This window comes from Qipengyuania rhodophyticola, assembly GCF_042493225.1.
In the GTDB taxonomy this organism is placed as follows: domain Bacteria; phylum Pseudomonadota; class Alphaproteobacteria; order Sphingomonadales; family Sphingomonadaceae; genus Erythrobacter.
In genome coordinates this window covers 2,512,801-2,528,282 of sequence record NZ_CP170454.1, presented here as the reverse complement: position 1 = coordinate 2,528,282, position 15,482 = coordinate 2,512,801, and the positions used below count along the sequence as shown (strand labels likewise).

General features: G+C 56.7%; 11 protein-coding genes. 7 read left to right on the top strand and 4 right to left on the bottom strand.

What is annotated here, in order from left to right; translation table 11 throughout:
* Positions 1-39 precede the first annotated feature (39 nt).
* Together ACFCXQ_RS12090 and ACFCXQ_RS12085 are read right to left on the bottom strand one after the other, a co-directional pair.
* Positions 40-585: an invasion associated locus B family protein gene (locus tag ACFCXQ_RS12090; RefSeq protein WP_379550901.1), complete on the bottom strand. Its 546-nt coding sequence runs from the start codon at positions 583-585 to the stop codon at positions 40-42.
* Positions 548-2,482 carry a lytic transglycosylase domain-containing protein gene (locus tag ACFCXQ_RS12085; RefSeq protein WP_379550899.1) on the bottom strand — a complete coding sequence of 645 codons (1,935 nt, stop codon included), beginning with the start codon at positions 2,480-2,482 and terminating at the stop codon, positions 548-550. The genes ACFCXQ_RS12090 and ACFCXQ_RS12085 overlap by 38 nt, the downstream gene beginning before the upstream one ends.
* A 113-nt stretch (positions 2,483-2,595) precedes the next feature.
* Here ACFCXQ_RS12085 and dapA point away from each other — a divergent pair, with 113 nt between their 5' ends.
* The 7 genes from dapA (at position 2,596) to alaS (ending at position 12,144) form a co-directional block, all read left to right on the top strand.
* Positions 2,596-3,477 carry a 4-hydroxy-tetrahydrodipicolinate synthase gene (gene dapA / locus ACFCXQ_RS12080; RefSeq protein WP_379550897.1) on the top strand — a complete coding sequence of 294 codons (882 nt, stop codon included), beginning with the start codon at positions 2,596-2,598 and terminating at the stop codon, positions 3,475-3,477.
* 51 nt (positions 3,478-3,528) lie between these two features.
* A complete protein-coding gene (smpB, locus tag ACFCXQ_RS12075) occupies positions 3,529-4,011 on the top strand; it encodes an SsrA-binding protein SmpB (RefSeq protein WP_379550895.1) in 483 nt (160 codons plus the stop codon).
* 163 nt (positions 4,012-4,174) lie between these two features.
* On the top strand, positions 4,175-4,744 hold the full coding sequence (locus tag ACFCXQ_RS12070) for a DUF2062 domain-containing protein (protein ID WP_379550893.1): 570 nt from the start codon (positions 4,175-4,177) through the stop codon (positions 4,742-4,744).
* A 62-nt stretch (positions 4,745-4,806) separates the two neighbouring features.
* Positions 4,807-7,263: a hybrid sensor histidine kinase/response regulator gene (locus tag ACFCXQ_RS12065; protein ID WP_379554658.1), complete on the top strand. Its 2,457-nt coding sequence runs from the start codon at positions 4,807-4,809 to the stop codon at positions 7,261-7,263.
* 159 nt (positions 7,264-7,422) lie between these two features.
* Positions 7,423-8,484, top strand: coding sequence for a recombinase RecA (gene recA, locus ACFCXQ_RS12060; RefSeq protein WP_379550891.1), 1,062 nt, complete (start codon positions 7,423-7,425; stop codon positions 8,482-8,484).
* Positions 8,485-8,731: 247 nt separating this feature from the next.
* On the top strand, positions 8,732-9,358 hold the full coding sequence (locus tag ACFCXQ_RS12055) for a glutathione S-transferase family protein (RefSeq protein WP_379550890.1): 627 nt from the start codon (positions 8,732-8,734) through the stop codon (positions 9,356-9,358).
* Between the two features lie 122 nt (positions 9,359-9,480).
* Positions 9,481-12,144, top strand: coding sequence for an alanine--tRNA ligase (gene alaS, locus ACFCXQ_RS12050; protein ID WP_379550888.1), 2,664 nt, complete (start codon positions 9,481-9,483; stop codon positions 12,142-12,144).
* Positions 12,145-12,196: 52 nt separating this feature from the next.
* On the opposite strand, the gene ACFCXQ_RS12045 is transcribed toward alaS, so the two are convergent.
* Positions 12,197-13,960: a cation:proton antiporter gene (locus ACFCXQ_RS12045; protein ID WP_379550887.1), complete on the bottom strand. Its 1,764-nt coding sequence runs from the start codon at positions 13,958-13,960 to the stop codon at positions 12,197-12,199.
* A 170-nt stretch (positions 13,961-14,130) separates the two neighbouring features.
* On the bottom strand, positions 14,131-15,345 hold the full coding sequence (locus ACFCXQ_RS12040; protein WP_379550885.1) for an NADP-dependent isocitrate dehydrogenase: 1,215 nt from the start codon (positions 15,343-15,345) through the stop codon (positions 14,131-14,133).
* Positions 15,346-15,482: the final 137 nt, after the last annotated feature.

The window sequence follows — 15,482 nt, the reverse complement described above, 5'->3', positions numbered from 1 at the left end:
CGAACTTTGGCCAGAGGCCTTGAGGCTGGGGAAGTTGGGCTAGCGCAGCTTTGCGCAGGCAATGGTTGCGGCATCCATCGCGGAGGCCGCGCCTGCGAGTTGATATGTATTGGAGAACCTGCGACCCCGAGAGTCGACGGCGCGGATCACAATGCTCTTTGCAGAGCGCATAGCTGCGACAATCGCAGCGTCCATGCTGCGGTCCACCGCCCAAGCGCTCGCACCGCTGCCAGTGAGGCGAAACCGCTCGCGGCCTATGCTTGCGGTGATGGCGGAGCTGCGCGCCATATTGCGCGACAAGCGAAAGTGGACTTGGCCGCGCACTTGCCGCTTGGGCCAGGTTGCGACGGTCGCATAGGGCTGATGATCGCGCTGCAGTTTGCTCGGCGCGGGCATGGCTATGGCGTAGCAATGCGATGCCTGCTGATCGCGAAACGCCGCCCAATCGGAAAAGACGCCGACGCTTTCCTTCGCCGCCAGCGGTGTTGAGAGCGTCGCTCCGATCAGCGCAAAAAAGATCGCAAATCTGCGCACCGCCAAAATCGCACTATCGCAGGAATTCATGCGCCATGCGCGGCTGACCATAGACCGTGCGCTCTGGATAGAGATGCTCGTAAACTGCGGCGTTCTCTACCACCCGCTGGACATAATTCTTGGTCTCGAAGAACGGGATTTTCTCAATCCATTCCACCCACGAAATACTGCCAGTGCGCGGATCGCCATTGCGTCGCAGCCATTTGTTCACATTGCCGGGGCCTGCATTATAGGCTGCAAAAGCAAGGGGATAGCTACCATTATAACGCCGCATTAGCCGGTCGATGTGATTGCTGCCAAGGCGCAGGTTGTATTGTGCATCATTGATCAGATTAGCGGACATGTAACTGATGCCCGCAAATCGCGCTTCTTCGCGCGCAGTGCCCGGCATCAGCTGCATCAAGCCGCGTGCGCCGGCGTGGCTGATCGCATTCTGCGCAAACTGGCTTTCCTGCCGCGCAATGGCATGGGTCAGTGTGAAGTTCGCGCCTTGGGGAAGGGGAAGCTCAGGGAAACCTTGCGCAACAAACAATTGACCCAAACCATCCGCGCCTGCCGCCTCGGAGACATTGACTGCGAGATCGCGGCGTCCCGTAGCGATGGCCAATTCTGCGACCAGTTGATGCTCTTCTGGCGTGTCGGCGGCCTGTGCAATCGCGCGATAAAAGCGGATGCCGGTGCGCCATGGCGCGCCCCTCGCAACATGACGGACTGCATTGGTGAGCGGCTGCTGATTAAAGGCGACACGTTGTTCAGTCGTTGGTTCGCCGGGGGCTTCGGCTGCAATAAGATCGGGCATCGTCCCGCCGAGCTTGTTGATCGCCAACTGCCCGTAAAACCGCTCAGGATACGCCGCGGCCATCTGCCAATAGCGCTCTGCCTCGCCGGTATTGCCAGCGCGCTGGCTAGCAAGGCCCGCCCAGTAAAAGCCCTTGGAGCGGGTTTGCGGAGTCTGTGCGGCAGCGCCGTAGCGGTAAAAGAGCGGCGCGGCGCGGTTACCATTGCCGAGGTTCCATAGCGCCTTTGTCCCGCCGAGCCACATCAGCGAGGTGTAATCATCCCGCAGGCGGAAAGACTTTTTACTGATGTCCTCACCCGGCTCGAACAGGTCATCAATCTTGCTCGCAATCCGCGCAGCCGTATCGGAACCTGCGGATCGCGCAGCGCGCAGCATCTCGCCGACGAGTGCTTCCTCATTATGAGGCAGTCGCGCAAATTCTGGCCGGTTCGCGAGGAGCGAAGCTGCGCGGTTTACCTGACGCGTTGTGCGGTAATGGCGCGCAAGGTTGTAGACATAGCCGGGATCCGCGCTTGCGCCATCGGGCACTGTTAGGCCAGCCGCGCTCGGCGTTTCGCCCTGAATGAGCGCGAGGCGGGCCATCGCCAGATCGCGCTGGGCGGTGGGCACATTAATAATCTGACGCGTCGCGGCCTCCGCATCGCGTTGCCACAGTAGCGCGTCCATCCGCGCAGTGTGATCGTCATCGCTAAAGCGCGAGCCAAACAGGCCGAGCAAATACGCCTCAGCCGGGCTGCTCATGGATCCGCCTCGCCATGCTGCGCGCGCCATCTCAAACGCCTCAGGCCGCCGCGTGTTCGCCAGCGCCAGCGCATAGCGTGCGCGCGCCGAATTGGTGATTGGCGGGTTCGCTTCAAAGAACTGGATCAGACGCTCTTGAGAAACTGGCTCACTATCAAGCGCGCCCTCAGCGCGCCTTTGCAGGCGGCTTTGCTGAGGGAAGCCGGGGTTTTGCATGATAAACCCGGCGTAGCTTTCAAAGCTCAGATTTTCTGTCGCGATCAGCCGTTCCCATTGCTCAACCGCACGGGCAGCCTCCACTGGCTGCACCGCCACCATGCTGCTTTGTGAAAGGGCAGGTGTAGCGACCGTTGAGGCAAGCGAAGTTGAGAGGAGAAGGGCGAAAGCGGAAATAGATTTATGGCTCATGCTGGACATAATGCCTAGCTGCTCCTTATCAGGCGGTGAATGAAAACTAGATGCGCTTGTGAGGTGCGCTTATGGCGCGGCCATCACAAGTAATAAATGCAGGAAATTCACAAATGTTCACAGGTTCGATCCCCGCGCTGGTGACGCCGTTCAGTGGCGGCGTATTTGACGAGGCGGCTTTTCGCAAACTGGTTGATTGGCAGATTGAAAACGGGTCGAAAGCGCTGGTTCCTTGCGGCACGACTGGCGAGGCGTCGACCTTGTCCAATGCCGAGCATCACCGCGTGATTGAGGTATGCATTGAGCAAGCTGCAGGGCGGGTTCCGATCATTGCTGGATGTGGATCGAATGACACGCAAAACGCGCTGCTCCATATGAATTTTTCGCGCAAAGCAGGCGCGGCGGCGGCGCTGTGCGTGGCGCCATATTATAACAAGCCGAGCCAAGCGGGTCTGATCGCGCATTTCAGCTATCTGGCGGAAAACTGTGATCTGCCGATTGTACTTTATAATGTGCCGGGCCGCACGGTGACCGATATCGCGCCCAAAACTACGATTGAGCTTGCGAACAAATTCCCCGAGCAGATTATCGCGATCAAAGATGCGAGCGAGGATCTTTCGCGGGTTGCGGACCATCGGATGGGCATTGGCAAAGCATTCTGCCAGCTATCTGGGAATGATGAACTCGCGCTGCCGTTTAATGCGGCGGGCGGGAAGGGATGTATCTCGGTAACTGCCAATGTCGCACCAGCTTTATGCGCAGAGTTCCAAAAGGCATGTACTGACAACGACCTCGTTGAGGCGCGGCGTCTCAACGATCAGCTTTACCCTTTGCACTATGCAATGTTCGGGGATTCCTCACCGGGCCCGGTTAAATATGCGCTGAGCCGCGTTGTGGAAGGGTTTACCGATGAGGTTCGCCTGCCTCTAACACCGTGCTCAGCTGAGGCGCGCAAGGCGGTTGATGCCGCGCTAGAGCATGCGGGCCTCGTCTAGTTTGGGTTAGTTTAACTTGGCGCATCGCGCCTTGGACCTTAGGTAAAGAGAATGGCGAGACCCAAACCCGTAACCTTCGATAAGCAGAAAACAGTCGCTGACAATCGGCGTGTGCGGTTCGACTATTCTATTGAGGAGACCTTTGAAGCGGGGCTTGCTTTGCAAGGAACCGAGGTAAAGGCGCTGCGTGCGGGACAGGCGACGATCAAGGAAAGCTATGCTGAGGTGCGCGAAGGCCAAGTGTGGCTGGTGAATGCCAACATCCCGGAATACAGCCACGGCAACAGGCAAAATCACGAGGCTAAGCGTCCTCGCAAACTGTTGTTGCATTCGCGCGAGATCAACAAATTGCTGGGCGCGGTTGAGCGTAAGGGGATGACGCTGGTGCCGCTGTCGATCTACTTCAATTCTACCGGGCGGGCGAAAGTTGAGCTGGCGCTGGCCAAGGGCAAGCAAGCGCATGACAAGCGCGCGGCGACGAAAGATCGCGATTGGAAGAGAGACAAGGCGCGGCTAATGCGGGAGCGCGGTTGAGCGGGGCTCTCGCGCCGGTGTTTTGCGGATTGACAGGTAAGATCGCGTAGAAAGCAAGCCATTCGCGCAGTTTGCCTTGAACGAACGCGGTTTCACCCGATATCAATGTAGAGCGAGTTATGTGCTCTTTCACCCGATCACCAAAGGTGTATGGACACCCTTAATGGCACAGACGAGAAAAAGCTGGATTGAGCGGAACATGCCGTCTCGTGAAGAGATGGCCGACAACCGCTTCCTTGCGCCGATCGCGCACCGTTTTCTCTCGCCTGAATTGTGGCGCTTCACGCGCCGGTCTGTACCGCGCGGCGTGGCTCTGGGGTTGTTCGCGGCGTTTATCGTACCGATTGGGCAGATTTTTCTTGCTGCTTTTATGGCTTTGCCTGCACGCGCAAATGTTCCTCTGGCGGCTCTTGTTACTTTCGTCACGAACCCTTTTACCTTCCCATTTTGGGTCGTCGTTGCCAACCGCGTCGGAAAAATCGTCCTAAATATCGACGCAGCAATGGGGGCCGGGACTGCTGGTCAGTTTGCGGATGACCGCGGGGCATTGGCCGTCTTTTTCGAGATGGCTGGCCTGACAGCATTTGGGTTTGTCGTATTGGCGGTCGTCAGCGCAGCAATTGGCTGGCTAGTCTCTGGCGTCATCTGGCGCGTTGTTGTCTCACGCCGCCGGGCTAAACGTCTGCGTGCAATGGAAAAGCGCCTTGATCGCCGGCTGGGATCAACTCGGTAATGCGTAGTGTGCAGGCCGCTCCGAAAGAGGTGAGAAAACGCGGCTTCGACGTTGGTCACTTCATGACGAGCGCGCCGTCTCCAATCTTGCTGATCGCCTTGGCGATTGCAGCCATTCTCTCAGTCGGTGTTATTTGGCTGATCGCTGGCACTGGCTTGACTGCAATGGCCTATGCAGGCGGCATCGTTACGATCAGTATTTTGATCCCTTTGGCCGCGCGTCTCAACGTATCTGACGAAGTGGATGATCCCGGTTTACCCGATTGGAGCGTCACGGTAGCCGCGATAGAGAACCGCGATTACGGCGTTGCGATTACTGATCGAGCCAACCGTCTCACATGCGCCAATGCTACCTATGAGGACTGGTTCGACATGGTGGTCGCACCTTCCGAACTCGCGTTTGATGAGCAATCGCTTGAAGGGATTGTTCAGGCCGCGCGCATGGCTTGGCGAGAGGGTGAGGCGCGGATGGAATTGCTTTTCTGGCCCAAGGGGCAGCGGCGATTTCGAGTGTCGATCGAGCGATGTGGCCGCGCAGATGACTATCTGGTCTGGCGGTTTGCAGAGATTGTTCAGGAGCGCGGCTATGACGGCCTTGATCGGCGTCTCAGCGGCGCACTTGGCTCGCTTCTCAGCAATGCTGGCGTAGAGGTGGCAATGGTGCAAAACGACGGCGTCATTATGGCGCATACGCCTGGGCTGGCTGAGCGTGCTGTTGGTGATGCTGCTGCCGGGCTGGAGGGGCGCGAATATGTTACGCTTCTGCGTTCTGATGAACGTGATCGGATATTCTTCGCCCGCGAGGGTCAGCAAGGCGCGCCGCAAACCCTTGTGCAAGTGCCGTTGGATGAAGTTGACCCAACGCTAGATGGGCGTGCTGACCCCGCGCCATCGCTGATGATGCTTATCGATAGCGGTGTCGGTATTGGCGGGGGCTGGGAAGGCGGTGGGCGTGCAGCCATTCCTCAGCTTGAGGCACTTCTTTCTGCTTTGCCGCTTGGGCTTGCGCTCACTGATCGCGACGGGCGCTTCATGTTCGCCAATAAAGCCTTTTTGCGCGCGGTCGAGCGTGAGGCACCGGGTCTTCCGCAATATCCATCTGATTTGGTCGTGCATGAGGACAAATCGGCCATGTCCGACACGGTGCGGCGGTTTGCCAAAGGGCCTGCGTCAAGCAGCGACATGGCTGTGCGCTTGATGGGCGATAAAGAAGAGCCGGTGAGCATTGGCCTTGCCGGTGTGCGCGGGCTGGGTGAAGCGACCGTACTGCTCTCGATCTCAGACTCAACCGAAGAAAAGCGTCTGCGGCGACAAGTCGCTCAGGCCACGAAAATGCAAGCTGTCGGTCAGCTTGCGGGGGGCGTAGCGCATGACTTTAACAACGTTCTGACTGCCATCATTGGCTATTGCGATCTCATGCTGCTGCGCCACACGCCTGGCGATAGCGACTATGATGATATTCAGCAGATCAAGGCCAATTCCAATCGTGCTGCCAGCCTTACGCGCCAATTGCTTGCGTTCTCGCGTCAGCAGACTTTGCGCCCTGTTGTGCTGCAATTGCCTGATGTTGTGAGCGAGGTGAGCCAACTCCTCCGCCGCCTGATGGGTGAGCGCATTGAATATAATGTACGACATGACCGTGAGCTTGGGCCTGTGCGTGCAGACCCCCAGCAATTGGAGCAGGTCATTGTCAATCTGGCGGTGAATGCGCGCGATGCGATGCAGGCCTATGCGAGCAAAGCGGGGCCTGATTGGAAGGGCAAGCTGACACTCGCCACCCGCCGCGTATCAGCGCGCGATGTGCGCAAGATGGGCGTCGATATTATGCCCGCTGACGATTACACGGTTATGATCGTACAGGATACAGGCGGCGGCATTCCGCAAGATGTCATCACCAAGATCTTTGAGCCGTTCTTTACGACCAAGGAGCAGGGCAAGGGCACTGGGCTCGGTCTCTCTACCGTCTACGGGATCGTCAAACAGTCCAACGGCTTTATCTTTGCGGACAACATTCTCGGCCATGATGGACAGCCTTCTGGCGCGCGCTTCACGGTCTACCTGCCGGTCTACAAAGGCGAGCTGCCGACGGTTCAGCGCCGCGAGGAGGGCGAGGAGCAAATCGCCACAGACTGGAGCGGTGGGGCCAAGGTCTTGCTCGTTGAAGATGAGGATATGGTGCGCGCAGTTGCTGAGCGAGCGCTCACCCGTGCGGGCTATACCGTGACCTCCGCCAGCGATGGTGAGGCAGGGCTGGCGGAGGTCGCCAACGGCGATGATGAGTTCGACATGATTCTCTCCGATGTGGTCATGCCCGTTATGGATGGTCCCGCGATGGCGCGCGCTATCCGTCAAATCAAACCGCACATACCAATCCTCTTCATGTCCGGTTACGCCGAAGAGCAATTGCGTAATGAGATCGATATTGATCACATGCACTTCATTCCGAAGCCGTTTAGTGTTCAGCAGATCAATGCAAAAGTTGCCGAAGTCTTAAGCGCCGAAGTGCCTGACGCTGAGTAAATTTGTGCAATGGGCCACTAAAAGTCCATAATATCACATACTTAAACCCGTTAGAAAAAACTACTGTTCCGCTCTTGTTCTTTTGGAACAAAATGCGTACAAACTCTCCATCGTTGATGAGCTGCTCTCAGCTCTAGGCAATTTATGGAGGCGTGTGTCATGGCGGCAAATCTCAAGCTCGTTGAAGGCAAGGAAAGTAAAGTGGATCGTCAAAAAGCACTTGATGCAGCGCTCGCGCAAATAGACCGTGCGTTCGGCAAAGGCTCAGCAATGAAGCTGGGCTCAAAAGAGGCGATGGAGGTTGAAGCTATTTCAACCGGCTCGCTGGGATTGGATATTGCGCTCGGCATTGGAGGCCTTCCGAAAGGCCGTGTGATCGAGGTGTATGGCCCTGAAAGCTCAGGTAAAACTACTCTGGCGCTTCATGTTATTGCCGAGGCTCAGAAGAACGGCGGCACGGCTGCATTCGTTGATGCAGAGCATGCGCTTGATCCGGTATATGCTCGCAAGCTGGGCGTTGATGTTGACGAGCTTATTGTCTCACAGCCTGACACAGGTGAGCAAGCGCTCGAAATTACCGACACTTTGGTACGCTCCAATGCGATTGATATTCTTGTAGTCGATTCGGTTGCGGCATTGGTCCCGCGCGCTGAGATCGAAGGTGAGATGGGTGATAGCCATGTCGGCCTGCAAGCTCGCTTGATGAGCCAGTCGCTGCGCAAGCTGACAGGCTCGATCAATCGCTCAAAATGCATGGTCATCTTCATCAACCAACTGCGCATGAAAATCGGCGTCATGTATGGTAATCCAGAGACTACAACGGGCGGTAATGCGCTGAAGTTTTATGCCTCTGTGCGCCTTGATATTCGCCGGATTGGTCAGATCAAAGACCGCGATGAAGTCATTGGCAACGCGACCCGTGTTAAAGTCGTCAAGAACAAGGTTGCGCCGCCGTTCAAGCAGGTCGAGTTCGATATCATGTATGGCGAAGGCATCTCTAAGAGAGGTGAGATACTCGATCTTGGTGTGAAAGCTGGTCTGGTTGAGAAGTCAGGCTCATGGTTCAGCTATGACAGCATTCGTATCGGCCAAGGCCGGGAAAATTCGAAAACCTACCTTAAAGAGAACCCTGAAGTTTGCGCCAAATTGGAAGCCGCCATTCGCGGCCGCACCGATGAGGTTGCCGAGGAGATGATGACAGGTCCTGACGCGGAGGACTGACACACTTCTCAAGCGAGGACCGGCAGCATTTACCCCAGCTGCATTTGACGGTTCCCTCGATCACATGGAACGCCGGCGTTCGCTATCCCCTTGCAATCAGGGTTCAGCGTCGCCGGCTTTTCCTTTTTTGGTACCTTCCGCTCACTATCTTCTTGTAGGCCGGACCATTGGTTCGCTTAAACTGACTAGTAAGCGCAGCAGGATCGCTTTAGGCGATGAACTCCAATATCATTTTAGGAGCGCTGCCATGACCATTACAGTCCATCACCTCAATAATAGCCGGTCGCAGCGCATTTTATGGCTACTTGAGGAGCTGGGTGCTGACTATAAGATTGCACATTATCAGCGTGATGCGGAAACCAATTTGGCACCGCCAGAGCTTGCCAAGGCTCACCCGCTTGGAAAATCGCCAGTTATCGAAGATGCTGGACGGGTTATTGCTGAGAGCGGTGCAATTATCCAGTATCTGTGTGAGCGGCATGGCGGCGCGGATTGGCTTCCTGATGTGAGCAGCGCAGAGCACATCGCTCACCTGGAATGGATGCAGTTCGGCGAGAGTTCATTTTTCGTGCCCGTCATGCTCAAAATCATGGCTGACCGATTAGGTGATGCAGCTGCCCCGATGCTGCCGCGGGTTGAGGAGCAGTTCGCCGCTCACGTTGGTTATGCAGAAGACAATATTGGCGACAATCTCCATTTCGTCGGAGATCATTGGTCAGCTTCAGACGTCATGATGAGCTTCCCTGCAGAGATTGCGGTGATGCGCGGTTATGGCGAAAGGGCGCCAAAGCTAGCGAAATTCGTTGAGGCGGTACATGCCCGTCCGGCATGGCAACAAGCTCGCGAAAAGGGCGGCACTCACTTTATCTGGTGAGGGTCCGCGCATTGTCGCGGTTCTGGATTTGTTATTTGGTGGTCCCAGTTTCTTCATCTTGACCGCTGCAAATATCAGTTTCGCGCTTGTCGGCCCCGATGGGATTGCCTACTTGCCATCCCATGACTTCCACCAATGATATCAGACGCAGTTTCCTCGATTACTTCAGTGCTGCTGAGCATGCGGAAATTGCGTCTGCGCCGCTTGTGCCTTTCAGTGATCCGACGCTTATGTTCGTCAATGCTGGCATGGTGCCGTTCAAGAATGCATTCACCGGTCTTGAAGCACCGCAGGCTCTGCGAGCGACCAGCAGTCAAAAATGTGTCCGGGCAGGTGGGAAGCACAATGATCTGGATAATGTCGGGTACACGGCGCGGCATCATACATTCTTTGAGATGCTCGGCAATTTTAGCTTTGGCGACTATTTCAAGGAGCAGGCGATTACACATGCCTGGAGCCTTTTGACCAAAGAGTGGGGCATCGCGCCTGACCGTTTGGTCGTTACAGTCTATCACACAGATAATCAGGCGTTTGATCTGTGGCGCAAGATTAGCGGTCTTCCCGAGGAGCGGATCATTCGGATCGCTACGAATGACAATTTTTGGTCGATGGGTGATACGGGGCCTTGCGGGCCATGTTCGGAGATTTTCTACGATCATGGGGAGCATATTTTCGGAGGCCCTCCGGGTAGCCCGGACGAAGATGGCGACCGTTTCGTTGAGATATGGAATCTCGTCTTCATGCAGTTTGACCAGCAAGCAGGCGGTGAACGGACCGACTTACCCAAGCCATCGATTGATACCGGTATGGGGCTCGAGCGGATCGCTGCGGTCATGCAGGGCGTCCATGACAATTATGATACTGATACCTTCAAGGCGCTCATCGCGGCGTCTGAGAATTTCACAAAGGTAAAGGCAGAGGGTGAGCAATCCGCGAGCCATCGCGTGATTGTCGATCACCTTCGCTCGACCAGCTTCCTGCTCGCTGATGGCGTTCTTCCGTCCAACGAAGGGCGTGGCTATGTGCTGCGCCGGATTATGCGCCGCGCGATGCGACATGCCCATTTGCTGGGCGCGAGCGAGCCGCTGATGCATCGTTTGGTGCCTTCGCTGGTGACTGAAATGGGTGCGGCCTATCCAGAACTGGTGCGCGGTCAGCCTCTTATTTCGGAGGTTCTGGAGCGCGAAGAAACACAATTCCGCAAGACTCTTGAGAAGGGGCTTGGGTTACTCGATCAGGCAACTGTCGGAATGGGTGAGGGCGACGAGCTCGACGGCGAAACCGCATTCAAGCTCTACGACACCTACGGCTTCCCTTATGACCTGACCGAAGATGCGCTGCGCAGCCGAGATATTACGCTCGATAAGGCAGGATTTGATGCTGCAATGACCCGTCAGAAGGAAGCGGCTCGCGCGGCTTGGAAAGGCTCGGGCGAAGCGGCCAGCGACGAAATCTGGTTCGACATTGCCGAGCGCACAGGCGCGACTGAATTTACAGGCTACGCGTCTGACACGAGCGAGGCCGAGGTTGTCGCATTGGTGAAGGATGGTGCAGAAGTTTCGCAAGCAAGCGAAGGCGAGAGTGTTTCCATCCTCGTGAATCAAACGCCATTTTATGGGGAAAGTGGCGGTCAGACGGGCGATAGTGGCCGTATTTGGACTCCTGAAGGCCTTGAAATCGCAGTCTCTGAAACTTCCAAACCACTTGGAAGGTTGCATGCCCATCAAAGCACTGTGAGCAAAGGAGAGATTGCGGTCGGTGACAAAGTGCATCTCGAAATTGATGCCGGACGCCGCGACCGGATTCGTGCCAATCACTCAGCTACTCACCTCGTCCATGCCGCGCTGCGCAGCCAACTTGGTGAGCATGTTACGCAAAAGGGCTCACTGGTTGCGGACGAACGCTTCCGGTTCGATTTCTCGCACCCCAAGCCTCTCGCCGCAGAAGAAATTGCCAATATCGAGGCTGAAGTGAACGCAGAAATTCGCGCCAATGAGGTTGTCGAAACCCGCCTTATGTCACCCGATGACGCGGTGGAGGCTGGCGCTCTTGCTTTGTTTGGCGAGAAGTATGGTGACGAGGTTCGCGTGCTTTCGATGGGCCGGACTGGTGAGGCGGAACGCAAATACTCGGTTGAGCTATGTGGCGGCACTCACGTGAAAGCGACTGGGGATATTGGTCTATTTGTCATCGCCTCAGAAAGCGCGGTTAGTTCCGGTGTTCGGCGTATCGAGGCGCTCACCGGGGAAGCGGCTCGCCAGTGGTTGAGCGCGCGCGACACCGCGTTGAAAGCAATCGCAGCGGCGCTCAAGACCGGGCCGGAAGATGCCGCATCGCGTGTTTCGGCGATGGTTGATGAGCGCAAGCGGCTTGAGAAAGAGCTCGCCGAAGCGAAGCGGGCGTTGGCACTGGCAGGAGGCGGCTCGGGTGGTGACGCCCAAAATGGCGACGTTGATGAGACGGTCAATGGCGTGACATTTTCAGGTCAAGTGATCGACGGGCTAAACCCAAAGGAGCTGCGCCCATTGTTGGATGAGGCCAAAGGGCGCATAGGTTCCGGCATTGCAGCGATTTGCGCCGTGAATGATGGCAAGGCGGCGTTTGCTGTGGCGGTGACTGACGATCTGACCGACAAGTTCGATGCGGTTGCGCTAGTTCGTGCTGGCGTGGAAGCGCTTGGCGGCAAAGGGGGCGGTGGCCGCGCAGATATGGCGCAGGGCGGCGGGCCAGATGGCGACAAGGCATCTGAGGCAATGGCTGCGGTCAAAGGAATCCTAGCGGCGTAGACACTCGATCTGGTGAGCTGTCAATGAATGGGTTGCACATGCCTGAGCGCGCTTACCGATCTGTCAGACTCGAGCGCATCTGTGGCTTGTGATATTTTCCGCCTTCGAGTTCTAGAAGCTCTCTGAACTCGTCGCGCTTTTCGTGGATCGATGCGATCACGGGGCCCATTGCGACGCCGATGTCGACCAGCACCGCTTCGGATAGCTGTAAAGAGCTTTCCAAGTTTTCCGGCACGGCATGGCTTGCGCCTGCGCGGTAAAGCTCTGCCGCGTGGTCAGTGTCACGTGCGCGGGCCACGATTAGCAGTTCGGGGTATTCCTTGCGCAGTTTTGTGACCAAACGCTGGGCAAGGACTGGTTCGTCCATGGTTAGAACCACTGCTGGTGCGGTCTCAATCCCGAGCCGGGATAGAGCCGAGCCGCGAGCAGCATCGCCGAACGTCGCTCGGTAGCCGTCGCGGACAGCCTTGTCGATTAAGTCAGAATCGGAATCGAGCGCGACATAGGCTTGGTCATGTTTGATCAGCATGTCTGCTATCAATCGTCCCACGCGTCCGACACCGACAATGATTGTGCGCGGCTCCTCTTCGTCATCTTCTGGTAGCTCTGGAATTGGTTCCACACGGCGAGCAATAATGCGCCCTAGCCGGGCGAGAACGGGCGTTATCGTCAGCCCGATTGCGGTGACGATTTGCCAGAATTGCGCCGTTTCTGCGTCAACAATGAGAGCAGTTGTCGCGGCCGCCAGTACAATCAAGGTGGTTTCGCTGGGGCTGGCCATGAGCACTCCGGTTTCCGCCGCAGTGCTGCGCCGCGCGCCCATCAGCCTTAGCAAGGTTCCCGTTACAATCGCCTTGAAGACGAGCACGCCGACAACCGCCATCATGATTGGGCCGACATTCGCCGCGATCATCATGAGATCAATGCTCATGCCGATCGTGATCAGGAACACGCCCAGAGCAAGGCCCTTGAACGGCTCCATGATGCTCTCGACTTCGCCGTGATATTCGGTCTCAGCGATGAGTAGTCCGGCGATCAGCGCGCCAACGATAGGGGACAGACCGACGGCGGAAGTGGCGAGGCTCGCTCCGATAACAACGAGCAATGATGCCGCGAGAAAGAGCTCTGGGCTTTTCGTGCGGGCGGCCTGAGAGAATAGGCGGGGTAAGGCGAAACGGCCGACGATCAGCAGTGCTAGGACAACTAACCCGCCTTGCCAGAGCGTGTCGGTAAGGCCGGTCAGGCCTTCTGCCTGCGCGTGCGGCGCGAGCGCGCCGAGAATGAACACGATCGGCACGATCATGATATCCTCAAACAGCAGCATAGAAAGAGCTGCGCGGCCAACGGGGGAGCGCGTTCCTGAGATCGGCAGCACAATCGCAGTGGATGAGAAGGCGAGCGCAAAGCCAAGTGCGAGCGCGCCCGTTAGGTCCATCCCGCTGACATAATAGAGGAATGCAGCGCCAGAGCAGCCAATGATCAGAAGCTCGAGCGATCCCAAGCCAAATACGAATTTTCGCAATTGCCACAAGCGGTTGAAGGAGAGCTCCAGCCCAATTGCGAACAGCAACAGGATTATTCCAAAATCTGCGAAGGGTCCAAGCCCCTCCGGATCGGATATTGTTATGTACCCTAGCCAGGGTTGTCGGTCGACGAGCGCGCCAAGGCCATATGGGCCGACCGCGACTCCGATCAGGATGAAACCGATAATTGGTGTGATGCGGAACCGCGCAAAGACCGGGATGACGATGCCTGCCGCGCCAAGGATTACGAGCGCGTCAGAAAGGATTGGGGAGGGTGCGAGTTCGCCAGCCATGGCTTGTCAGTAAAGTGATGCGCATGAGTTGTCACTGACAAGCCGGAGGCTTTGCGCAACCGCGTTGAGTGCCCAAGGTAAATCCACATGAAAAACGAGCTGAGCAAAGAAAAAGGGGAGCGCGATGGCTCCCCTTGATCCGATTGGTGTTTAGTCTCGTGTGACGAAAATCAGCCAGCCATCTCTTTTTCAAGATTAGTCACGATTGCTTCGAAGAACTGCTCCGTCGTCAGCCAGTTTTGCTGAGGGCCGATCAGGAGCGCGAGATCCTTGGTCATCTGGCCATTCTCGACGGTTTGAATGCAAACCCGCTCAAGCGTCTCAGCGAATTTTACAACCTCAGGGGTGTTATCGAACTTGCCGCGATACATCAGGCCGCGTGTCCACGCGAAGATGCTGGCGATGGGGTTGGTGCTGGTTGCCTTGCCTTCTTGGTGCTGACGATAGTGGCGAGTCACTGTGCCGTGCGCCGCTTCCGCTTCTACGCAGTCGCCTGATGGTGTCATCAGAACCGAAGTCATCAGGCCGAGCGAGCCAAAGCCCTGCGCAACCGTGTCTGACTGAACATCGCCATCATAGTTCTTACAAGCCCAGACGAACTTGCCGTTCCACTTCATGGCTGCTGCGACCATATCGTCGATCAGGCGGTGCTCATAATGGATGCCAGCTTCAGCGAATTTGTCTTTGAATTCAGCTTCGAACACTTCCTCGAACAGATCTTTGAAGCGGCCGTCGTAGGCTTTCATGATCGTGTTCTTAGTTGAGAGGTAGACCGGCCACTTGCGGTCGAGGCCGTAATTCATGGACGCGCGCGCAAAGTCGCGGATCGAATCGTCGAGATTGTACATCGCCATGGCGACGCCGGAGCTTTCAAACTCAAACACTTCCAGATCGATGTTCTTGCCGTCTGCACCTTCAAATACGAGACGGAGCTTACCCGCACCCGGGATCAGCGTGTCAGTCGCGCGGTATTGGTCGCCAAACGCGTGACGACCAACCACAATCGGGTCAGTCCAGCCCGGCACAAGGCGCGGCACGTTGTCGATCACGATTGGCTCACGGAACACAACACCGCCGAGGATGTTGCGGATTGTGCCATTTGGCGAGCGCCACATTTTCTTGAGGTCAAACTCTTCAACGCGCGCTTCGTCAGGAGTGATAGTCGCGCATTTTACGCCAACGCCATGTTCCTTAATCGCATTGGCCGCATCAATCGTGATCTGGTCATCGGTCTCGTCACGCTTCTCAATCGAGAGGTCGTAATACTTCAGGTCAATGTCGAGATAAGGCAGGATCAGCCGCTCGCGGATCCACTGCCAAATGATCTTGGTCATCTCATCGCCATCAAGCTCGACGACCGGGTTTTTTACCTGAATTTTTTGCATGGTTGCCCTGTTTCAATATTATCGGGAGGAAAGGTTTGCGCGCGCTTTAGCAGAGGGGCCGCGCGGCGCAAGGGAAGGGGGGGAGATTGGAGCTCCAGAATCGAAAAAGCCCGCCGGGTAGGCGGGCCTCTCGAAAT